Source organism: Streptomyces lusitanus (assembly GCF_042647945.1).
GTDB classification, from domain to species: domain Bacteria; phylum Actinomycetota; class Actinomycetes; order Streptomycetales; family Streptomycetaceae; genus Streptomyces; species Streptomyces pseudogriseolus.
The window spans coordinates 245,832-263,886 of the sequence record NZ_JBHRWL010000018.1; the positions used below are offsets into that span (position 1 = coordinate 245,832).

The window sequence follows — 18,055 nt, forward strand, 5'->3', positions numbered from 1 at the left end:
CGACGCCGGTTCGGCCGACTGAGCCTCGGCCGAACCGGCGTCACCCGTGCGCGACAGGCGCGCCTCAGGCCCCGGGGCGGCCCATCGCCCGGAACCGCCAGCCGGCCCGCCGCCACGCCTCCGCGTCGAGCGCGTTGCGCCCGTCGAGCACCACCCGCTCGGCCACCGCCTCGCCCAGCTCCGCCGGGTCCAGCTCGCGGAACTCCCGCCACTCCGTCAGATGCAGCACCACATGGGCGCCGCGCACCGCCTCCAGCGCCGAGTCGGCGTACCCGAGCGTCGGGAACACACGGCGGGCGTTGTCCATGCCCTTCGGGTCGTACACGGTGACCTGGCCGCCCTGGAGGTGGATCTGCCCGGCCACGTTCAGCGCGGGCGAGTCACGGACGTCGTCCGAGTCCGGCTTGAACGTCGCGCCCAGCACCGCCACGCGCTTGCCGAGGAACGCCCCGCCGCCCAGCTCCTGCCGGGTCAGTTCCACCATCCGCCCGCGCTGGCGCATGTTGATCGAGTCGATCTCGCGCAGGAACGTCAGCGCCTGGTCCGCGCCCAGCTCACCGGCGCGCGCCATGAACGCCCGGATGTCCTTCGGCAGACACCCGCCGCCGAAGCCGATGCCGGCGCGCAGGAACTTCCGGCCGATCCGGTCGTCGTAGCCGATCGCCTCGGCCAGCTTGGCGACGTCGCCGCCGGTGGCCTCGCACAGCTCCGCCATCGCGTTGATGAACGAGATCTTGGTGGCGAGGAAGGAGTTCGCGGACGTCTTCACCAGCTCCGCCGTCGGGAAGTCCGTCACCACGAAGGGCGACCCCTCCTCGACCGGCGTGGCGTACACCTCGCGCAGCAGCTTCTCCGCCCGCTCGCTGCGCACGCCCACCACGATCCGGTCCGGGTGCAGCGTGTCCTGCACCGCGAAGCCCTCGCGCAGGAACTCCGGGTTCCAGGCCAGCTCCGCGTCCGCCCCGGCCGGCGCGTGCTCGGCGAGGTAGGCGGCCAGCCGGTCGGCCGACCCGACGGGCACCGTCGACTTGCCCACGACCAGCGCGGGGCCCTTCAGATGCGGGGCGAGCGAGGCGATCGCCGCGTCGACGTACGACATGTCGCAGGCGTACTCGCCGTGCCGCTGCGGGGTGTTCACACAGACGAAGTGGACGTCGCCGAACTCACCCAGCTCGGCCCAGTCCATGGTGAACCGCAGCCGGCCGGTCGAGCCCTCGATCCCGGCCACGTGCCGGCGCAGCAGCTCCTCGAGTCCCGGCTCGTACATCGGGACCTCGCCGCGCCGCAGCTTGTCGATCTTCTCGGGCACCACGTCCAGGCCCATCACCTCGAAGCCCAGCTCCGCCATGGCCGCGGCGTGGGTCGCGCCGAGATAACCGGTGCCGATCACGGTGATCTTGAGGGCCATGGGGGTGCTCCAGAGGTCTGCGGCAGGCACGTGCGCGCCCGAGCATATCCGGGGCGCCCGCACGCCCCTCGCCCGGTCGTTCGCCCGCTGTCGCTCAGCTCACCTATCCACGAGCATGGCCGAAGGCCTAAAATTTGAGTTACTTAACGGTAGTTAGCGTGACCACCATCGCAGTGTTCTGGAGCGTGAGAGACCTTGGCCGGATCGGCTGACTTCGACCTGTACCGCCCGTCCGAGGAGCACGACATGCTCCGGGACGCCGTCCGCTCGCTGGCCGAGGCGAAGATCGCGCCGCACGCCGCCGCGGTGGACGAGGAGGCCCGCTTCCCCCGCGAGGCCCTCGACGCGCTGACCGCGAACGACCTGCACGCCGTGCACGTGCCCGAGGAGTACGGCGGCGCCGGCGCCGACGCGCTCGCCACGGTCATCGTGATCGAGGAGGTGGCCCGCGTCTGCGCGTCGTCCTCCCTCATCCCGGCCGTGAACAAGCTGGGCTCGCTGCCGGTCATCCTCTCCGGCTCCGAGGCGCTGAAGAAGAAGTACATGGCGCCCCTCGCCCGGGGCGAGGCGATGTTCTCGTACTGCCTGTCCGAGCCGGACGCCGGCTCCGACGCCGCCGGCATGAAGACCCGCGCCGTGCGCGACGGCGACTTCTGGGTGCTCAACGGCGTGAAGCGCTGGATCACCAACGCCGGCGAGTCCGAGTTCTACACGGTGATGGCCGTCACCGACCCGGAGAAGCGCTCCAAGGGCATCTCCGCCTTCGTCGTGGAGAAGTCCGACCCGGGCGTCTCCTTCGGCGCGCCGGAGAAGAAGCTCGGCATCAAGGGCTCGCCCACCCGCGAGGTCTACCTGGACAACGTCCGCATCCCCGCCGACCGCATGATCGGCGAGGAGGGCACCGGCTTCGCCACCGCGATGCGGACCCTGGACCACACCCGCATCACCATCGCCGCGCAGGCCCTCGGCATCGCCCAGGGCGCCCTCGACTACGCCAAGGGCTACGTCAAGGAGCGCAAGCAGTTCGGCAAGCCGATCGCCGACTTCCAGGGCGTGCAGTTCATGCTCGCCGACATGGCCATGAAGATCGAGGCCGCCCGCCAGCTCACCTACGCCGCCGCGGCGAAGTCCGAGCGGGGCGACAGCGACCTCACCTTCCAGGGCGCCGCCGCCAAGTGCTTCGCCTCCGACGTGGCCATGGAGGTCACCACGGACGCCGTCCAGCTCCTCGGCGGCTACGGCTACACCCGCGACTACCCGGTCGAGCGCATGATGCGCGACGCCAAGATCACGCAGATCTACGAGGGCACCAACCAGGTCCAGCGCATCGTGATGGCGCGCAACCTGCCGTAACGGCGGTCGGAGATCGCGCAAGGGCGTCCGGGAACTCCCCGGGCGCCCTTCCGCGTCGTCCGGCCCGCCGTGGTCACCCGCGTCACCTGCGCCAGAACAGGTGGTGCGTCACTCCGCTCGGGCTGGGCACGACCTCCAGGTGGTAGCGGTCGAGCAGGTCCACGGGGGAGTCCCACAGCCGCAGCCCGGAGTGCGCCTTCACCGGCGACACCGCCACGTGCAGGGTGTCCACCAGACCCGCGTCGAGGAACTGCCGCACGGTGGTGACCCCGCCGCCGAGCCGGACGTCCTTGCCGTCCGCCGCCTCCCGCGCCAGCTCCAGCACCCGCTGCGGGGGGCCGTCGACGAAGTGGAACGTGGTGTCGGACAGCGTGAACGACGGACGCGGGTGGTGGGTCATCACGAACACCGGTGTGCGGAACGGCGGCTCGTCCCCCCACCAGCCCTGCCACTCGTGGTCCTGCCAGGGCCCGCGCTGGGGCCCGAACTTGTTGCGCCCCATGATCTCGGCGCCGATGTTGTGCGTGAAGTCACGGGTGAAGTAGTCGTCGAGGCCCCGGGTCCCGCCGGGGTCGGTGCGGTTGGGCCAGCTCGCGGTCGCCCCCGCCCAGGCGAACATCTCGCCGGGATTCAGATGGCCGAAGGGGCGCTCGAGGGTCTGGTCCTCGCCCGCGCCGATCCCGTCGGCCGAGACGGTGAAGTTCTGTACGCGCAGCAGCTGAGGCACGGTCTCTCCTGACCTGGTCTCTCCTGATCCGGTCTCTCCGGACCCGGACGACACAGGGTGGACTCCCCGCGCGCGGCGAACTCATCGCCGTCCGCTCACAGAAATCGCCGGATCGGGGTCACCGCCGCCTCCGCGAGCCGCGCGCGCAGCGGACGGCGCCGCCAGCGGGCCGGGTCGATCGCCTCGCTCTGCTTGCGGTCGGCATCGAAGTCGGCGTCCAGCTTCGCGGTGAAGTCCTCGTCGAGGACGGCCAGCATGACCTCCTCGTCGTGCTCCAGCGAGCGGCGGTTGAAGTTGGTGGAGCCGATCAGGGAGCAGACGCCGTCCACCGTGATGATCTTCGTGTGGAGCATGGTCGGCTGGTACTCGCGCACCTCCACGCCCGCGTCCACCAGCGTCTGGTAGTGCTGCCGCCCGGCCAGCAGACAGGCGCGCTGGTCGGTGTGCGGCCCGGGCAGCAGGATTTCCACCTTCACGCCCCGGCGGGCGGCGTCCGCCAGCAGGCCGATGAAGTACGTGTCGGGCGCGAAGTACGCCGTGGACAGCCGGAACCGCTCCCGCGCCGAGGTGATCACCACGCGCAGCAGGGTCTGCATGTCCTGCCAGCCGAAGCTGGCCGAGCCGCGCACCACCTGGACCGTGGCGGTGCCGGGCTGCTCGTGCCCGGTGAAGCGGTCGTGCTCGTCGTACAGCTCGTCGTGGCACTCGGCCCAGTTCTGGGCGAAGGCCGCCGCGATGCCGTCCACGGCCGGGCCCGTGACCTTGACGTGGGTGTCGCGCCACTCGTCGGGGTTGCGGGCGTCGCCGCACCACTCCTGCGCGATGCCCACCCCGCCGGTGAAGGCGGTGTGCTCGTCGGTGACCAGCACCTTGCGGTGGCAGCGGTGGTTCTGCCGCATCGGCGACAGCCGGGTCGGCTTGCGGAACCAGGCCACGTGCACGCCGGCGTCGTCCATCGCGTCCAGCAGCTCCGGCTCTATCTCCTTGGCGCCGAAGCCGTCCAGCAGCAGCCGCACCCGGACGCCCGCGCGGGCCCGTTCGGCCAGCGCCTCGGCGAACTCGTGCGCGATGTCGCCCCGCCAGTAGACGAACGTCATCATGTCGACCGTGTGCTCGGCGGCGCGGACCGCCTCCAGCATCGCCGGGAAGATCTCGTCGCCGTTGCGCAGCGGCACCAGCTCGTTGCCCTCGGTCGCCGCGATGCCGATGAGCCGTTCCAGCCGTCTGCGCAGCCGCTGCCGCTCCGTCTGTGTCGTCATGGTCCTTCTCCCTCTCCGCCGCCCTGCCGAACGCCCCCTCGGCGCCGTGGCAGGGGCCCAGTGTCCTCCTGTCCGCTCCCCGTCCGGCCAAGCAGCGTCCTGTGGTGGTCATGGACACAGGGGCGTAGGACGGGAGGAGCGGGGGCCGAACGCCGGTCCTTGCCGACCCCTGGGAGGAACCATGACCCAGCAGCAGCCGGCCACGGAACCGCTGAGCAAGGAGACGCAGGACTGCATCCAGGCGTGCATGGCCTGCCACGGCGTGTGCGAGGAGACCATGAGCGCGTGTCTGCAGACGGGCGGGGACGCACAGACGCGGATCATGCGGGCGCTCCTCGACTGTTCGGAGATGACCCGGATGTGCGCGGACATGATGATGCGCCGCTCGCCGCTGGCGAACGAGATGTGCATGATGTGCGCGCAGGCCTGCGACCTGTGCGCGGAGGCGTGCATGTCGATGCCGGAGGACGAGCGGATGACGCGGTGCGCCGAGTCCTGCCGCCGCTGCTCCGAGATGTGCCGCGCGATGGCGGGCGCCCCGATGTGACGGCCGCGCCGGACATGCGCGAGGGCACCCCCGCGGAGGTGCCCTCGTCACGGTGACCGGCCGTGGTGAACCGGCAGCGGCGTCAGTCGCCCTTGACGGTGACCTTCTCGTCGTTGTTCAGCTGCTGGACCAGCTGCTTGACCTTGTCCTTGTCCCACAGCAGGTTGCCGCCGGTGGAGCCGGCCAGCGGCATGTTCATCGAGGTGCCCTCGCCGCCGCTGACGCCCTTCATCGACCAGAACATGTCCGCCAGGTCGAACAGCCCCATGTCCTTGTCGACGATCAGGGAGTCCAGACCCGCGCCCATGGTCGGGTACAGGCGGAAGGGGTTGAGCACGGTGCTCGGGGTGGCCACCTGGTTGGCCAGGGCGGACAGGAACTTCTGCTGGTTCTTGGTGCGGTCCAGGTCGGAGCCGGCCAGCGCGTACCGGGTGCGGACGAAGGCGAGCGCCTCCTCGCCGTCGAGGGTCTGCTTGCCCTTCTTGAAGTCCGCGCCGGACTTGGTGTCCTTGATGTCCTGCGGGATGTCGATCTCCACGCCGCCCGCCGCGTCCACGATGTTCGCGAAGCCGGCGAAGCCGATCTCCACGTAGTGGTCGATGTGCAGGCCGGTGTTGAACTCCACCGTGCGCACCAGCAGCTCGGGGCCGTCCTCGGCGTAGGCGGCGTTCAGCTTCACCTCGCGGCCGGTGCCCGGGTAGGTCTTCCCCGACTCGGAGCCCTTGAAGGTGGGGATCTCCACGTTGGAGTCGCGGGGCAGCGATATGAGGGTCGGGCCGTTGTCCCCGGTGTGCAGGATCATCATCGAGTCCGTGCGCTTGCCCTCGGAGGAGCCGGTGCGCAGCCGCTTCTTGTCCTCGTCGGACAGGCCCTCGCGGCTGTCGGAGCCGACGATGAGGTAGTTGGTGCCCTCGCCCTTCTCGGGCCGCTCGATCACCTTCGACAGGTCGACGTCGCGGTTGAGCTTGGAGTCGGCCCAGAAGTACGTGGCGACGGTGGTGACCACCAGCAGGGTCACCAGGGTGATCGCCGTCCACTTGATGCGGCGCCGCCAGTTCGGCGCGGGGCGCTCGGGGCCGTAGCCGTCACCGCCGCCGCCGCCGCGTCCGCCGCCGTACACCTGGCCGGTGTTGTAGCCGCTGTCGTAGTCGTCGTAGCCGCCGTCGGCGTAGTTCGGCTGCTGCGGGACCTGGCCGTACGGGGCCTGCCCGGGAGGGGCCGGCTGACCCCGCCGGACCTGCCGCATGACACGGGCGCTCTCGGGCTGTGCGCTCCCGCTCCCGCGTCCGTAGCGGCCGCCGCGGTTGTCGTCGGACCATGCCTCGGGCCAATCATTCATGCCAGACAGTGTGCAGGTCCGCAGGGGCGGCGGTACAAGGGTCGTCGGAAAATCAGGGCGCCGCTGTTGCGAAGCTGACACAAAACCCCCGCTTGTCACCTCGGCATAAGGTGGAGGCCATGACAGACCAGGCCCCTGCCGCGCAGACGGACAGTCCGGAGATCCCGGGCAAGCCCGTCTCGGCGTCCCGCACCACCCTCAGCCACATCATGACCCACAACGACACCAATCTTCTGGGCACCGTGCACGGTGGGGTGATCATGAAACTGGTCGACGACGCGGCGGGCGCGGTCGCCGGCCGGCACTCCGGAGGGCCGGCCGTGACGGCCTCCATGGACGAGATGGCGTTCTTCGAGCCGGTCCGCGTGGGTGACCTTGTTCACGTCAAGGCCCAGGTCAACTGGACCGGCCGGACCTCGATGGAGGTCGGGGTGCGGGTGCTGGCCGAACGCTGGAACGAGTCCACGCCGGCCACGCACGTCGGCTCCGCCTACCTCGTCTTCGCCGCGGTCGACGCCGACGGCAAGCCACGCCGGGTCCCGCAGGTCCTCCCCGAGACCGACCGTGACCGCCGCCGTTACCAGGAGGCGCAGATCCGCCGTACCCACCGCCTGTCCCGCCGCCGCGCGATCCTGGAACTGCGCGAGAAGCGGGCTGCGGAAGGCTTCGACGACTGACGCCGTCACCTCCCGGACTCCCTCGGGCGCGGACGCCCCCGCCCCGGCCCGTACACCGCCCACGTGCCCGACCCCCGGGTCCCTGACTCGGCTGCGCCCACGCTGACGCCGGGCGTGACGCCGAGAGGTCCCCGGCCCGGGTGCCTGCGACACCGCCAGCCGAGGTGCGCGCCGGGTCTGGTGCCGGCCGGGCGGCCGGGGCCGGGGGGCCGGTTCGCCGTGCGGGAGAGGGAGCCGCAGGATTCCAGGACGGCTTCCGCCCTGGCGGAGGTCAGCTGCCGCAGTTGACCTCGTCTCCCCGTACCACCCCGAACTCCCCCTGGCCCGGGTCCTTCGGGCGGACCTTGCGGACCTTTTCGAAGTCCGTGCCCGCGATGACCTTCAGGGTGGGGCCCTGGCCCTTCACCGGGCGGAGTTCGCTGCCGGGGAGGGCCGCCGCGAGGGACTTCGCGGACCGGTCCCAGCGGGGGTCGTAGGCGACGACCGTGCGCCGGTGGTCCTGGCGGCCGGCGTTGACGGGGGCCTGGGTGGTGGCGAAACCGGTCGCCGCCAGGGCCGCGTCCACGCGCCGGCCCAGGCCGGGCGTACGGGTGCCGTTCTCCACCTGCACGCGGATCTGCTTCGGGTCGACCGGCACCCGCAGGGCCGCGTCGGCCGAGGGCCGCGTGGACAGCGGCTCGTCGCGGCGCAGCGCGTCGAAGAGCTGCTCGGACTTGTCCGGGTCCCACTTCAGCGTCGAGCCGATGCCCTTCACCACGTGCCCCGGCGTCACCACGGGCACGGTGGTGAACTCCGACGACGACGGCGAGAAGTTCCGCATGGCCCGGCCCAGGTCGAGCAGCTCGCCGGTGCCGAACCCCTCGTCCGCGCGGACCGAGCCCAGTACCGCGCGGGTGACGTCCCGGAACCTCATCGGGTTCAGCAGGATCCCCGACGAGGTGGCGCGCTCCACCAGCGCCGCGAGGAAGTGCTGCTGGCGTCGCACCCGGCTGAGGTCGGACCCCCCGTCGACGTACCGGGCACGGACGTACTGGAGGGCCTCGCCGCCCTTGAGGGTGTGCCGGCCCGGGGGCAGGTCGAGCCCGCTGTGGCTGTCCTTCAGCCGCTGGTCGGTGCAGATCTCCACACCTCCGACCACGTCGACGGTCTTCATGAAGCTGGCGAAGTCGACCTCCAGGTAGTGGTCGATCTTCACCCGGGTCATCTTCTCCACCGTCCGCACGGTGAGCTGCGGCCCGCCCTCCGCGTACGCCGCGTTCAGTTTCAGCGGGTGTCCCTTGTGCCGCTGCCCGCTGACCCGGTCGGTGTGCGGGGGCGTCTCGGCGTAGGAGTCGCGGGGGAGGCTGACGACGCTGGCGCGGTCCCGGTCCTCCGAGATGTGCACGATCATGATCGTGTCGGTGCAGTGGCAGGGCGCCCCGCCGAGCCGGTACCGCTGCCGTTCGTCCTTGCCGATGCTGTCCCGCCCGTCCGTGCCGACCAGCAGGATGTTCATGCCGTGCCCGGCCCGGGGCCGGTTCTTCATGTCGCGGAACGGGTCGACCCGTGCGATGTCGTCGTCGAGCCCGCTGAGCACGGCGTGCCCGATCCCGGCGGAGGCGAGCACCACGACCGACAGCGTGGTGACCGTGCGCATGATCCACCGCGGCCGGCGGCGCGGGGGCGCGGGCGGGCGCGGGCCCGAGCGGGCGGGCCGCGCCGGGCGCCGGTCGGGGGTACGGGGCCGGGGGGAGCGCGGCGGCGTGGGCAAGGGGGGCACCTCCGGACGACGGCCGAGCGGGAATCGTGAGCACCGTAGGCCGATATGATCTGCGGCCCTCCGCACAGCACCCCGGCACGCGCAACCGTGTCCCCCGTTCGCGGTAACGTGAGGCTCCTATGAACGCCAATCCCGACGTGCGGCCCCCGGCCGTTTCCGTGATCATGCCCGTCCTCAACGAGGAGCGGCATCTGCGCGGCGCGGTCCGCGCGATCCTCGCCCAGGAGTACGCCGGCGAGATGGAGGTCGTGATCGCCCTCGGTCCGTCCACGGACCGCACGGACGAGATCGCCGCCGAGCTCGTCGCCGAGGACCCGCGGGTGCACACCGTGCCCAACCCGACGGGCCGCACCCCGGCCGCCCTCAACGCGGCGATCAAGGCCTCGCGCCATCCGATCGTGGTCCGCGTCGACGGCCACGGGATGCTCTCCCCGAACTACATCGCCACCGCCGTGCGCCTCCTGGAGGAGACCGGCGCGCAGAACGTCGGCGGCATCATGCACGCCGAGGGCGAGAACGACTGGGAGCGCGCCGTCGCCGCCGCGATGACCTCGAAGATCGGCGTGGGCAACGCCGCCTTCCACACCGGCGGCGAGGCGGGCCCCGCCGAGACCGTGTACCTGGGCGTGTTCCGGCGTGAGGCGCTGGAGCGGCAGGGCGGCTACAACGTGGAGTTCATCCGCGCCCAGGACTGGGAGCTGAACTTCCGCATCCGTGAGGCGGGCGGGCTGATCTGGTTCTCGCCCGAGCTGCGGGTGTCGTACCGGCCCCGCCCGTCCGTGCGGGCACTCGCCAAGCAGTACAAGGACTACGGCCGTTGGCGTCATGTGGTGGCCCGCTACCACTCCGGCTCCATCAACCTGCGCTACCTCGCGCCGCCGGCCGCGGTGTGCGCGATCGCGGCCGGGATCGTGGTGGGCGCGGCGCTCACCCCGCTGGGCTTCGTGATCCCCGGCGGCTACCTCGCGGCGATCGTCGCGGGATCCATACCCGCCGGCAAGGGACTGCCGCTGAAGGCGCGGCTCCAGATCCCGGTGGCCCTGGCCACCATGCACATGTCGTGGGGCTGGGGCTTTTTGACCAGCCCGCGGTCGCTGGCGAAGAAGGTCATCGCCTCCCGGCGGCCCGCCGTCCGGGCGGAGGACGCCACGGCGGCCTGACGCCCCGACCGCCCGACACCCCGACGTCCGAAGGCCCCTTCCCGCACCGAGAAGGGGCCTTCGCGCTCACCAGGTGAACGCCGGGTTCACGTGCATGCAGGCCGTATCGTCCGCGCCGTTCAGCGCCTGCGCCGACTCGGGCGTGGTGTCGTCGCGCTCGGGGGCCTCGTACCGCGTGCCCTCGCGCCAGTCGGCGCCCACGACGAGCGTCACGCCGGACACGTCCGTGGACCGCTTCACCGCGTCCGCCGGGATGCCGAGGGCCGCGGCGACCCGGCGGGCGTCGCCCTCCAGGTCGGCGCTCGGGTAGCGCACCACGGTCCGCGCCTCGGTGTACGCGCCCGCGGTGTCGGCGGTGGCGCTCGCGAAGCCCCGCTCCTGAAGCTCCCCGGCGATCGCGCCGGCCCGGCCCTGGGCGGGGGCGAGGGTGTCGGTGCGGGTGCCGTTGCGGACCTGCACGGCGATGTCGGCGTCGGCCGCGGCCGGGTCGGCCGGCGGCTTCTCCACGGCCGGCTTGGGCTTCGCGTCCTTGCCGTCGAGGGCGATGTCCTCGCGCACCAGCCGGAACAGCTTCTCGGCGTCCTCCGTGGGCTCCACCCGGGCGCCCACGTACCGGTTGGGCATCGTGGTCATGGTGATGCGCTCCGGTTTCACCTTCCGCAGCTCGGTGGACAGGTCGTACAGCTTCTTCACCGTGTCGAGGCCCGGGTCGACGGTGAGCGCCCGGGTGGCCTCCTCGGCCAGCCGGCGCAGGTTGTTGGGGCTGCTCAGGCTCACGTTCTCCCGCAGCTGCCGGGCCAGCGAGTTCATGTACATGTGCTGCGCCTTGTTGCGCGCGAGGTCGCTGCCGTCCTCGAAGCCGTACCGGGTGCGCAGCCACTGGAGGGCCTGCTTGCCCTTGACCGGGTGGGTGCCCTTCTCCAGCTTCAGCCCGGACCCGTGCCCCTGGGAGTCGCGGGAGTGGATGTTGGCGTCGACGCAGACGGGGACGCCGCCGACCGCGTCCGCCATGGCCACCACGCCCGCGAAGTCCACCATGACGAAGTGGTCGATGTGGATGCCGGTCAGTTCCTGCCAGGTGGCGACCGTGCAGCCCGGACCGCCGTGCCCGAGGCTCTGGTTGGTCATCACCCGGCCCTCGCTCGCCGGGTACACCGTGCCGTCGTCCGGGTCGGTGCACTTGGGGATCTCGAGCAGGGTGTCGCGCGGCATGCTGATCACGGACATGTTGCTGCGGTCCGCGGACAGATGGACCAGCATCTGCACGTCCGCCAGCGGCGTCGAGCCGAACGTCTCGCGGGCGCCGCCGAGTTCCTGGTTCTCCTCGCTGTCCCGCGCGTCGCTGCCGATGAGCAGGATGTTCAGCGGGGTCTGGCCCGCCGCGTTGGGCGTCGGCTCGGCGACCTTGGCGTCGCCGAGGTTCAGCGGGTCCTTCTTGATGTTGTCGTTGAGCTGCCGGTAGTACAGGTAACCCGCGCCGCCGGCCGCGAGTATGAGCAGCGCCAGCACCGCGGCCGACCACTTGAGCATCCGGCGCAGGCGCCGCGGGCGAGGGCCCGTGCCGTCGGCGGGCGGCGCGTCGTCGGCGGGGGGAGCGTCGTCGGGAGCCGGCGCGAGCTCCTCGTCGCGGTCCGTCTCCCGCGTGGCGTTCTGTGTCACTGCCCCGTCCTTCCCACCCCTGCACACACCTCGCTCCGGCACGCAGGCCCCGCCCTGCGTCCTGTTAGACGCACGACAGGCCTGTCAGTTGCCCAGGGAAACCCCTCGATTTGGCCAAGGGGTGGGTGGGAGCCCTGCCCGCCGCGGGCGCTACCAGCGGTACGGCGCGTACACGTCCATGCAGGCGCCCTTCTCGTCCGCGCTGAGGGCGTCGGCGTCGTCCGGCAGGTCGCCCGCCTTCGGCGGCTCCGGCTCCCGGTACGCCTCGCCCTCCCGCCAGTCCGCGCCCACCACCACGGTGACGCCGGAGACGTCGGCCGACCGGCGGACCGAACTCATGGGAATACCGAGGGACTTGGCGACCCGCTGCGCGTCCCCCCGCAGATCGTCCGCCGGGTAGCGCACGACGGTCCGCTCCTCGGCGCCGGCGGCGGAGGTGTCCGGCGCGGCGCGGGTGAAGCCCTTCGCGGCCAGCTCCTGGGCGATCGCGCCCGCCCGGCCGGAGACCGGGCCCTCGGTCGCGGAGCGGGTGGCGTTGCGCACCAGCACGCCGATCTCGTCGTCGGGGGCGGACGGGTCGGCGGTGCGCTCCTCGCGGGGCGCCTTGCCCTTCTTCGGGTTCTTCGCGTCCTTGCCGCCCTTGTCGTCGAACGGCACGTCGTCGCGGAGCAGCGCCCAGACCTGCTCGGCGTCGTCCCCGGCGGGCAGCAGGTGGTTGGCGTTCTGCGGGTCCGGGACGGTCGGCAGGGTCGTCATGGTGATGCGGTCCGGCGGCACCGTCCGCAGCTGCATCCCCAGGTCGTACAGCTTCTTCACCGAGCCGATCTCCTCGGAGACCTTGAGCGACTTCGTGGCCGCCTCCGCGAGGTCGGTGAGCCGGCCGGTGTCGGTGAAGACGTTCTGCCCGCGCAGGGTGCGGATCATCGAGTTCATGTACATCCGCTGCGCCCGGGTGCGCAGGATGTCGCTGCCCCACGCGTGCCGGGTGCGCAGCCACTGGAGGGCCTGCTCGCCCTCCACCTTGGTCCTGCCCGCCCGCAGCTTCAGGCCCGAGCCGCCGGGCACGCCGGGCAGCGCCCGGTCCCACACGTTCTGCCGGACGCACACCTCGACACCGCCGACCGCGTCGGCCATCCGCACCACGCCCGCGAAGTCGATGGTCATCCAGTGGTCGACGTAGACGCCGGTGAGGTTCTCCCAGGTGGCGAGCGTGCAGCCCGGACCGCCGCGCGCCAGCGAGGTGTTGATGATGTCGTTGGTCGCCGGGTACGCCGTCCCGGTGTCCGGGTCGGTGCAGCGGGGGATGTCGACGCGGGTGTCGCGCGGGATGCTCACCACGGCCGCGCTCTTCCGGTCGGCGGCCAGGTGGATCAGCATCTGCACGTCGCCGAGCGGCGGGTTGCCGCGGTTGGCCTTGCCGCCGCCGAGGGCGACGTTGGCGTCGGAGGCGCGGCTGTCGGAGCCGATCAGCAGGATGTTGAGGGGCGTCTGCCCGGCCGCGTTCGGCGCGGACCGCTCCGCCTTGGAGTCGCCGCTGCTGCGCTCGCCCTTCACCAGGTTGTCGTTGAGGTGGTCGTAGTAGAGGTAACCGGCGCCCGCCGTGCCGAGTATCAGCACGGCCAGGGTCGTCGCCGACCAGCGCAGGGCGCGCCGCGCCCGTCCGCCGCGCGGTCTCCCGCCGCCGTCGCCGCCCTCGGGGGTGCCCGGCCCCTCTAGGCGGTCCTCGTCGGGCGGGCCGGACCGGCGCGGGGCGCTGTCCGGCCGCGCCCCCTCCTCGTACACGTCACTTCGCGTCATCGTGCGGTGTTTTCCTCCCCACCCCTGGACCCCCGCCCCTGGACATGGAACGGGCCCGCCTGCGCCCCGTAGGACGCGAGACGGGCCCGTCCGGTGCCTATTCGGCGCACACGACCTTGTCCGCCGTGGACTTCTTGATGTCGTCCGGCGCCTTGTCCGGCGGTGTGAGGGACACGCCCGCACCCTTGAAGTCCTTGCCGAGCGTCAGCGTCATCGCGGGCAGCCCCTGGGAGTTGGTGACGCTCTCGCCCGGCTTCATCGCCGCCCCGGACAGACCCAGGATCTCCGCCAGCCGGCGCGCCTGGTCCGCCTGGTCGGGGGCGTACTCGAGGGTGGTCTTCGCCAGCTCCGCGGGCGCGTTGCCCGCGTTCTCCGACTTGCTGACCCCCTGGTCGACCTGAAGCCAGCTCAGGGTCGACTGGGCGCTTCCGGCGGGCGCGCCGCCGTTGAGGATACGCACCCGCACCTCGGACGCCGGGGCCTTCTCGCCCTTGAGGCGCGCGGCGACGGCGGCCTTCTCCTTCTTCTGCTGCTGCTTGACCTCGGTGAACGACACGTCGTTGCGGATCAGGTCGAAGACCTCCGGCGCCTTCGACTCGTCGAGCACGACGGTCGCCTTGATCTTCTCCGCGGGGTTGTCCAGCACCGGGATCGTCGTGAAGGTGAGGTTCTTGACGTTGAGCTTGCCCAGCTCCAGGCCGAGGTCCTTCAGCTTGTTGATGCTGTTCAGCTGGGAGTCGACGGTGAGCGCCTTGGTGCCCGCCTCGGCCAGCTTGATCATCTTCGACGGGCTGGTGAGCGTGTCGTTCGACTTCAGCTCGCGCATCAGCGAGCTGAGGAACTGCTGCTGGAGCTCGATGCGGCTCAGGTCGCCGCCCAGGCCCACCGAGTGACGCGTGCGCACGAACGCCAGCGCCTGCTCGCCCTCGATGCGGTGCGTGCCCTTGGGCAGATTCAGGTGCGAGTCCGGGTCGTTGATGTCCTTGCCCAGGCACACCTCGACGCCTCCGACCGCCGAGGTCAGCGTCTTCACCGCGTTGAAGTCCGCCACCATGAAGTTGTCCGGCTTGATGCCGGTCAGCTCGGTCACGGTCCGCATGGTGCAGCTCGGCGTACGGCCGTTCTGCCCGAGGCTGGTGTTGAAACGGGCGCCCGTGGAGCCGGGGATGACCTTCTCGCTGCCGTCCTCCTGCTGCGTCGGGCAGTCCGGGATGTCGACTATCAGGTCGCGCGGGATGCTGAGCGCGGTCGCGTTGGAGCGGTCCTTGGAGACGTGCAGCAGGATCGTGGTGTCGGCGTGGCCCTCGCTGCCCTTGTCGCCGTAGCCCTCGTTGCCCGCGCCGGTGCGCTTGTCCGTGCCGATCAGCAGGATGTTGATGGCCTGGTCCTTCTTGAAGCCACCGGTGCTCGCGCCGTCGTCCGACACGGACGTGATGTTGTCGTTCAGATGCTCCAGGTACAGATAGCCGCCGACACCCGTGGCGAGCACCAGGAAGGCCACGGTGCCGCTGGTCCACAGCAGCACCTTCTTGGTCTTCTTGCCCTTCGCCGGCTTGCGCCCGCGGCGGCCCGGAGGCTCCTCGGGCGCGCCCCGGCGCCTGCGCTGCGGCGGCACGTCCCGCCCGGGCGTCTCACGCTCCGGGGAGGCGCGGCCCGGGCGCTCGGGCGCCTGGTCGGGCGATGCCGACCGGGCACGCGGATTTCCCGCACCCGTGTTCCGCGGCCCCCGTGGGGCGGGAATGGGTGACTGCGGTGCGGAAGGGCTCAGTCGCAGTTCGTATTCGCCGGTGTTCGGATTGAGTACCCACTGGTCTGCGGGATCGATGTTCTCTCCCCGCCCACGGCCTTGCGCGTCCACGGTCGCTCGAATCCTCCGTCGGGGCCACGCGGCGCCTTTCCCCTCCCAAGGCGCTCGGGTCTCGGTCACACAGTGCGGGATCTCAGGACGGACCTGAAGGAACGGACGCACCGGAGGGCTCACACTAACCGCCCGGATCGGCCTCGGGCGACGCCGGTGACGAATTCCACGCCTTCACAACGGGCAATCCGCCCATTTCCCTGGACAGGAGTTCGCAGTCTGTGAGCCGCCTTTGACGTTCCTTTACGCGCAGGTGTCCTCGGCGGCGGTGTTCCCGGAGAACGTGGGCGCCGGGGACGCGCTGTCCGCCGGAGCCGTTGTTTCCTTTTCCGTGGCCTTTCGCTCACCGTGCGTATCCACACGGACGGGTTCGTCCTTGCGTAGCCGCTCGAACAGTTTCCCGGCGGCGGGCTGGGCGAGTTGATCCCGATTCACGTCCCCGGCGTAGGACTCCCGTGGCACGGTGAGGAATTGCACACCTTCCGTGGGGATGTCGCGAAGCCCCCGTACGAGTTCGTACAAACCACGCAAGCTGGCCAGTTCGGGGTCGGTGGTGAGGGACGAGGTGGCCGCGTCCAGAACGGGATACAGCTTCACCGGATTCAGCAGGATCTCGTTGCTGCGGACCTTGTTGACCAGCGCGCCGAGGAACCTCTGCTGGCGCTCGATACGGCCGGTGTCGCTGCCGTCCCCGAGACTCTTGCGGGCGCGGACGTAGCCGAGGGCCTGTTCCCCGTCGAGGGTCACCCGCCCCGCCGGCAGGTGCAGATGGGCGTCCTCGTCGTCGATGGGCGCGCTCAGGCACACCTCGACGCCGTCCACCGCGTCGACCATCTCCTTGAACCCCTCGAAGTCGACGACGACATGATGGTCCACGCGGATGTCGGTGAGCTTCTCGACGGTACGGATGGTGCAGGCCGAGCCGCCCACCTCGAAAGCCGCGTTGAACTGCGTGAACATCGGCGCCGATCGCTTCCCGTCGGGGCGGCGGCAGCCGGGCACGTCCACCATCAGGTCGCGCGGTATCGACACCGCCGTGGCATTGCGGCGGCCCGCCGACAGATGCAGCAGGATCACCGTGTCCGAACGCTCGGTGCCCGGGTCGCGCCCGTAGCGGCGGTTCTCCGCGCCCGCGCGCGAGTCCGACCCGATCAGCAGGATGTTGAGGGCGTCCTTCACCAGCGCGGTGGGGCGGTCCTTCTCGTACCGGGCGAGCTCGGCCGCCGCCGCCTCGTCCGGGGTGATGTTCCCCTCCAGCTTCATGTACACCGCCCACCCGGCGGCCGCGGCGCCCACCAGCGCGAGGGACACCCCGAGGCCGGTGCCCCACACCCAGCGCCGGCGCCGGCGGCGGGCCTTGCCGCGCCCGCTCGGCGAGGAACCGGCGCCCGGGCCGAGGGGGCGCCCTGCGGTCCTCTGCCCCTCGGGGGGTGTGCCTGCGGTGTCGCTCATGCCGGTTCCACCCCTCCCTGTGTACGGGCCGGGACGGCGTACGGGTGCGGGCTGTCCGTGTGCCGCGCGGGTGCGTCCCGTGGGGTGCGGGCTGCTCCGCGTGCCGCGCGGGTGCGTCCCGTGGGGTGCGGGCTGCTCCGCGTGCCGCGGGGTGTGTGCCGCTCGGTGCCGCTTTCTACGACTGTGGCCCGGGAGAGGGAGGGGTGGGGGGTGGTGGTGGGCCGAACGGGTGACGGCGGTGTGTGCCGCGTGGGCGCGGGCTGTGCGCCGGCGGCAGGTCAGCGGGAGATGGTTGTGACCCGTTCGCTCTCCACCCGCTTGTCCAGGGCGTCGGCGTCCAGCCGGTCCAGGTTGCGGCACAGCACCACGGAGCCGCCGGTCGCCAGCGGCGCGTACAGCCCCGCGTTCAGCCCTTCCCACGTGTCGTACGGCAGCCCCGACAGGATCCGCGAGCCCGGTCCGGTCAGCCCGAGGCCCGGCGCCTCCGCGCGCGCCCGCTCGACGACCTCCGCGCCCGAGAACTCCCGGCCGGCCACGATCAGCGCCGGGTCCTCCGGGTCGACGGGCGCGTACGGCACGAACCGGTCGCCCTGCCCCGGCACCTCCACGGCGTAGTCGGCGAAGCCCTCCGGCGGCTGCGGGAAGCGCCCGCCGAGCGGCCGCAGCGCCAGCGCGACCCGCGGGCCCGAGCAGGCGCGGGCGGACTCCAGCGACTCCGGCTCCGGGCCGCTCACCACCACGTCCGCCGCGGCCGGGTCGCCGCCGACGTCCGCGACCACGCCGACCGACGCGCACGCCAGCAGCCACACCGCGGTCTGCCAGTGCGCAGGCAGCAGCAGGGTCACCCGGTCGCCCGGTTCGACGGACAGTTCGTCCTGGAGCAGGTTGGCGGTCTTGGCCACCCAATTGGCGAAGGTGGCCACGGACAATTCGACCCGTTCGCCCGTGGCGTCGTCGTAGAAGGTCACCAGGGGGCGTCCCGGGTCCGCGGCGAGCGCGGAACTCAGCAGGTCGGCAGGGGTGCGGTCGGTGGCGTTCACCCCGGCAAGGGTACGCGGCC

The 18,055-nt window shown here is 71.6% G+C and carries 14 protein-coding genes; 4 read left to right on the forward strand and 10 right to left on the reverse strand.

Features of this window, described 5'->3' with window-relative positions; translation table 11 throughout:
* Positions 1-64: 64 nt before the first annotated feature.
* The gene (locus ACFOSY_RS25290) at positions 65-1,408 is read right to left on the reverse strand and encodes a UDP-glucose dehydrogenase family protein (protein WP_394310833.1); all 1,344 of its coding nucleotides are present in this window, start codon (positions 1,406-1,408) and stop codon (positions 65-67) included.
* Positions 1,409-1,603: 195 nt separating this feature from the next.
* On the opposite strand from ACFOSY_RS25290, the gene ACFOSY_RS25295 reads away from it, so the two are divergent.
* Positions 1,604-2,761, forward strand: a complete 1,158-nt coding sequence (locus ACFOSY_RS25295) for an acyl-CoA dehydrogenase (protein ID WP_031022064.1) — start codon at positions 1,604-1,606, stop codon at positions 2,759-2,761.
* Positions 2,762-2,843: 82 nt separating this feature from the next.
* Here the strand turns inward: ACFOSY_RS25295 and ACFOSY_RS25300 are convergent, their stop codons facing one another.
* Entirely contained in the window at positions 2,844-3,488 is a 645-nt protein-coding gene (locus ACFOSY_RS25300; RefSeq protein ID WP_394310835.1) for a dihydrofolate reductase family protein, read from the reverse strand.
* Positions 3,489-3,583: 95 nt separating this feature from the next.
* Complete coding sequence (locus ACFOSY_RS25305) at positions 3,584-4,747, reverse strand: phospholipase D-like domain-containing protein (protein WP_394310837.1); 1,164 nt, start codon at positions 4,745-4,747, stop codon at positions 3,584-3,586.
* Positions 4,748-4,928: 181 nt separating this feature from the next.
* On the opposite strand from ACFOSY_RS25305, the gene ACFOSY_RS25310 reads away from it, so the two are divergent.
* Positions 4,929-5,294: a four-helix bundle copper-binding protein gene (locus tag ACFOSY_RS25310; RefSeq protein ID WP_394310839.1), complete on the forward strand. Its 366-nt coding sequence runs from the start codon at positions 4,929-4,931 to the stop codon at positions 5,292-5,294.
* Between the two features lie 82 nt (positions 5,295-5,376).
* Here the strand turns inward: ACFOSY_RS25310 and ACFOSY_RS25315 are convergent, their stop codons facing one another.
* On the reverse strand, positions 5,377-6,633 hold the full coding sequence (locus tag ACFOSY_RS25315; protein ID WP_394310841.1) for an LCP family protein: 1,257 nt from the start codon (positions 6,631-6,633) through the stop codon (positions 5,377-5,379).
* A gap of 119 nt (positions 6,634-6,752) precedes the next feature.
* On the opposite strand from ACFOSY_RS25315, the gene ACFOSY_RS25320 reads away from it, so the two are divergent.
* Positions 6,753-7,310, forward strand: a complete 558-nt coding sequence (locus ACFOSY_RS25320) for an acyl-CoA thioesterase (RefSeq protein WP_189408736.1) — start codon at positions 6,753-6,755, stop codon at positions 7,308-7,310.
* A gap of 271 nt (positions 7,311-7,581) precedes the next feature.
* Here the strand turns inward: ACFOSY_RS25320 and ACFOSY_RS25325 are convergent, their stop codons facing one another.
* Positions 7,582-9,060 carry an LCP family protein gene (locus tag ACFOSY_RS25325; protein ID WP_449343586.1) on the reverse strand — a complete coding sequence of 493 codons (1,479 nt, stop codon included), beginning with the start codon at positions 9,058-9,060 and terminating at the stop codon, positions 7,582-7,584.
* A gap of 128 nt (positions 9,061-9,188) precedes the next feature.
* On the opposite strand from ACFOSY_RS25325, the gene ACFOSY_RS25330 reads away from it, so the two are divergent.
* Positions 9,189-10,229, forward strand: coding sequence for a glycosyltransferase family 2 protein (locus tag ACFOSY_RS25330; RefSeq protein ID WP_394310845.1), 1,041 nt, complete (start codon positions 9,189-9,191; stop codon positions 10,227-10,229).
* A gap of 66 nt (positions 10,230-10,295) precedes the next feature.
* Here the strand turns inward: ACFOSY_RS25330 and ACFOSY_RS25335 are convergent, their stop codons facing one another.
* The 5 genes from ACFOSY_RS25335 to ACFOSY_RS25355 form a co-directional block, all read right to left on the reverse strand.
* Positions 10,296-11,888: an LCP family protein gene (locus ACFOSY_RS25335; RefSeq protein ID WP_394310848.1), complete on the reverse strand. Its 1,593-nt coding sequence runs from the start codon at positions 11,886-11,888 to the stop codon at positions 10,296-10,298.
* Between the two features lie 150 nt (positions 11,889-12,038).
* Complete coding sequence (locus tag ACFOSY_RS25340; RefSeq protein ID WP_394310850.1) at positions 12,039-13,685, reverse strand: LCP family protein; 1,647 nt, start codon at positions 13,683-13,685, stop codon at positions 12,039-12,041.
* 97 nt (positions 13,686-13,782) lie between these two features.
* Positions 13,783-15,543 carry an LCP family protein gene (locus ACFOSY_RS25345; protein ID WP_394310853.1) on the reverse strand — a complete coding sequence of 587 codons (1,761 nt, stop codon included), beginning with the start codon at positions 15,541-15,543 and terminating at the stop codon, positions 13,783-13,785.
* 243 nt (positions 15,544-15,786) lie between these two features.
* On the reverse strand, positions 15,787-16,995 hold the full coding sequence (locus tag ACFOSY_RS25350) for an LCP family protein (RefSeq protein WP_394310855.1): 1,209 nt from the start codon (positions 16,993-16,995) through the stop codon (positions 15,787-15,789).
* A 278-nt stretch (positions 16,996-17,273) separates the two neighbouring features.
* Complete coding sequence (locus ACFOSY_RS25355; protein WP_394310857.1) at positions 17,274-18,035, reverse strand: TIGR03089 family protein; 762 nt, start codon at positions 18,033-18,035, stop codon at positions 17,274-17,276.
* Positions 18,036-18,055: the final 20 nt, after the last annotated feature.

Excerpts from the sequence above, each read along its gene's own strand:
- ACFOSY_RS25290 (WP_394310833.1), bottom strand. The coding sequence starts at position 1,408 with ATGGCCCTCAAGATCACCGTGATCGGCACCGGTTATCTCGGCGCGACC.
- ACFOSY_RS25305 (WP_394310837.1), bottom strand. The coding sequence starts at position 4,747 with ATGACGACACAGACGGAGCGGCAGCGGCTGCGCAGACGGCTGGAACGG.
- ACFOSY_RS25310 (WP_394310839.1), top strand. The coding sequence starts at position 4,929 with ATGACCCAGCAGCAGCCGGCCACGGAACCGCTGAGCAAGGAGACGCAG.
- ACFOSY_RS25315 (WP_394310841.1), bottom strand. The coding sequence starts at position 6,633 with ATGAATGATTGGCCCGAGGCATGGTCCGACGACAACCGCGGCGGCCGC.
- ACFOSY_RS25320 (WP_189408736.1), top strand. The coding sequence starts at position 6,753 with ATGACAGACCAGGCCCCTGCCGCGCAGACGGACAGTCCGGAGATCCCG.
- ACFOSY_RS25330 (WP_394310845.1), top strand. The coding sequence starts at position 9,189 with ATGAACGCCAATCCCGACGTGCGGCCCCCGGCCGTTTCCGTGATCATG.
- ACFOSY_RS25340 (WP_394310850.1), bottom strand. The coding sequence starts at position 13,685 with ATGACGCGAAGTGACGTGTACGAGGAGGGGGCGCGGCCGGACAGCGCC.
- ACFOSY_RS25350 (WP_394310855.1), bottom strand. The coding sequence starts at position 16,995 with ATGAGCGACACCGCAGGCACACCCCCCGAGGGGCAGAGGACCGCAGGG.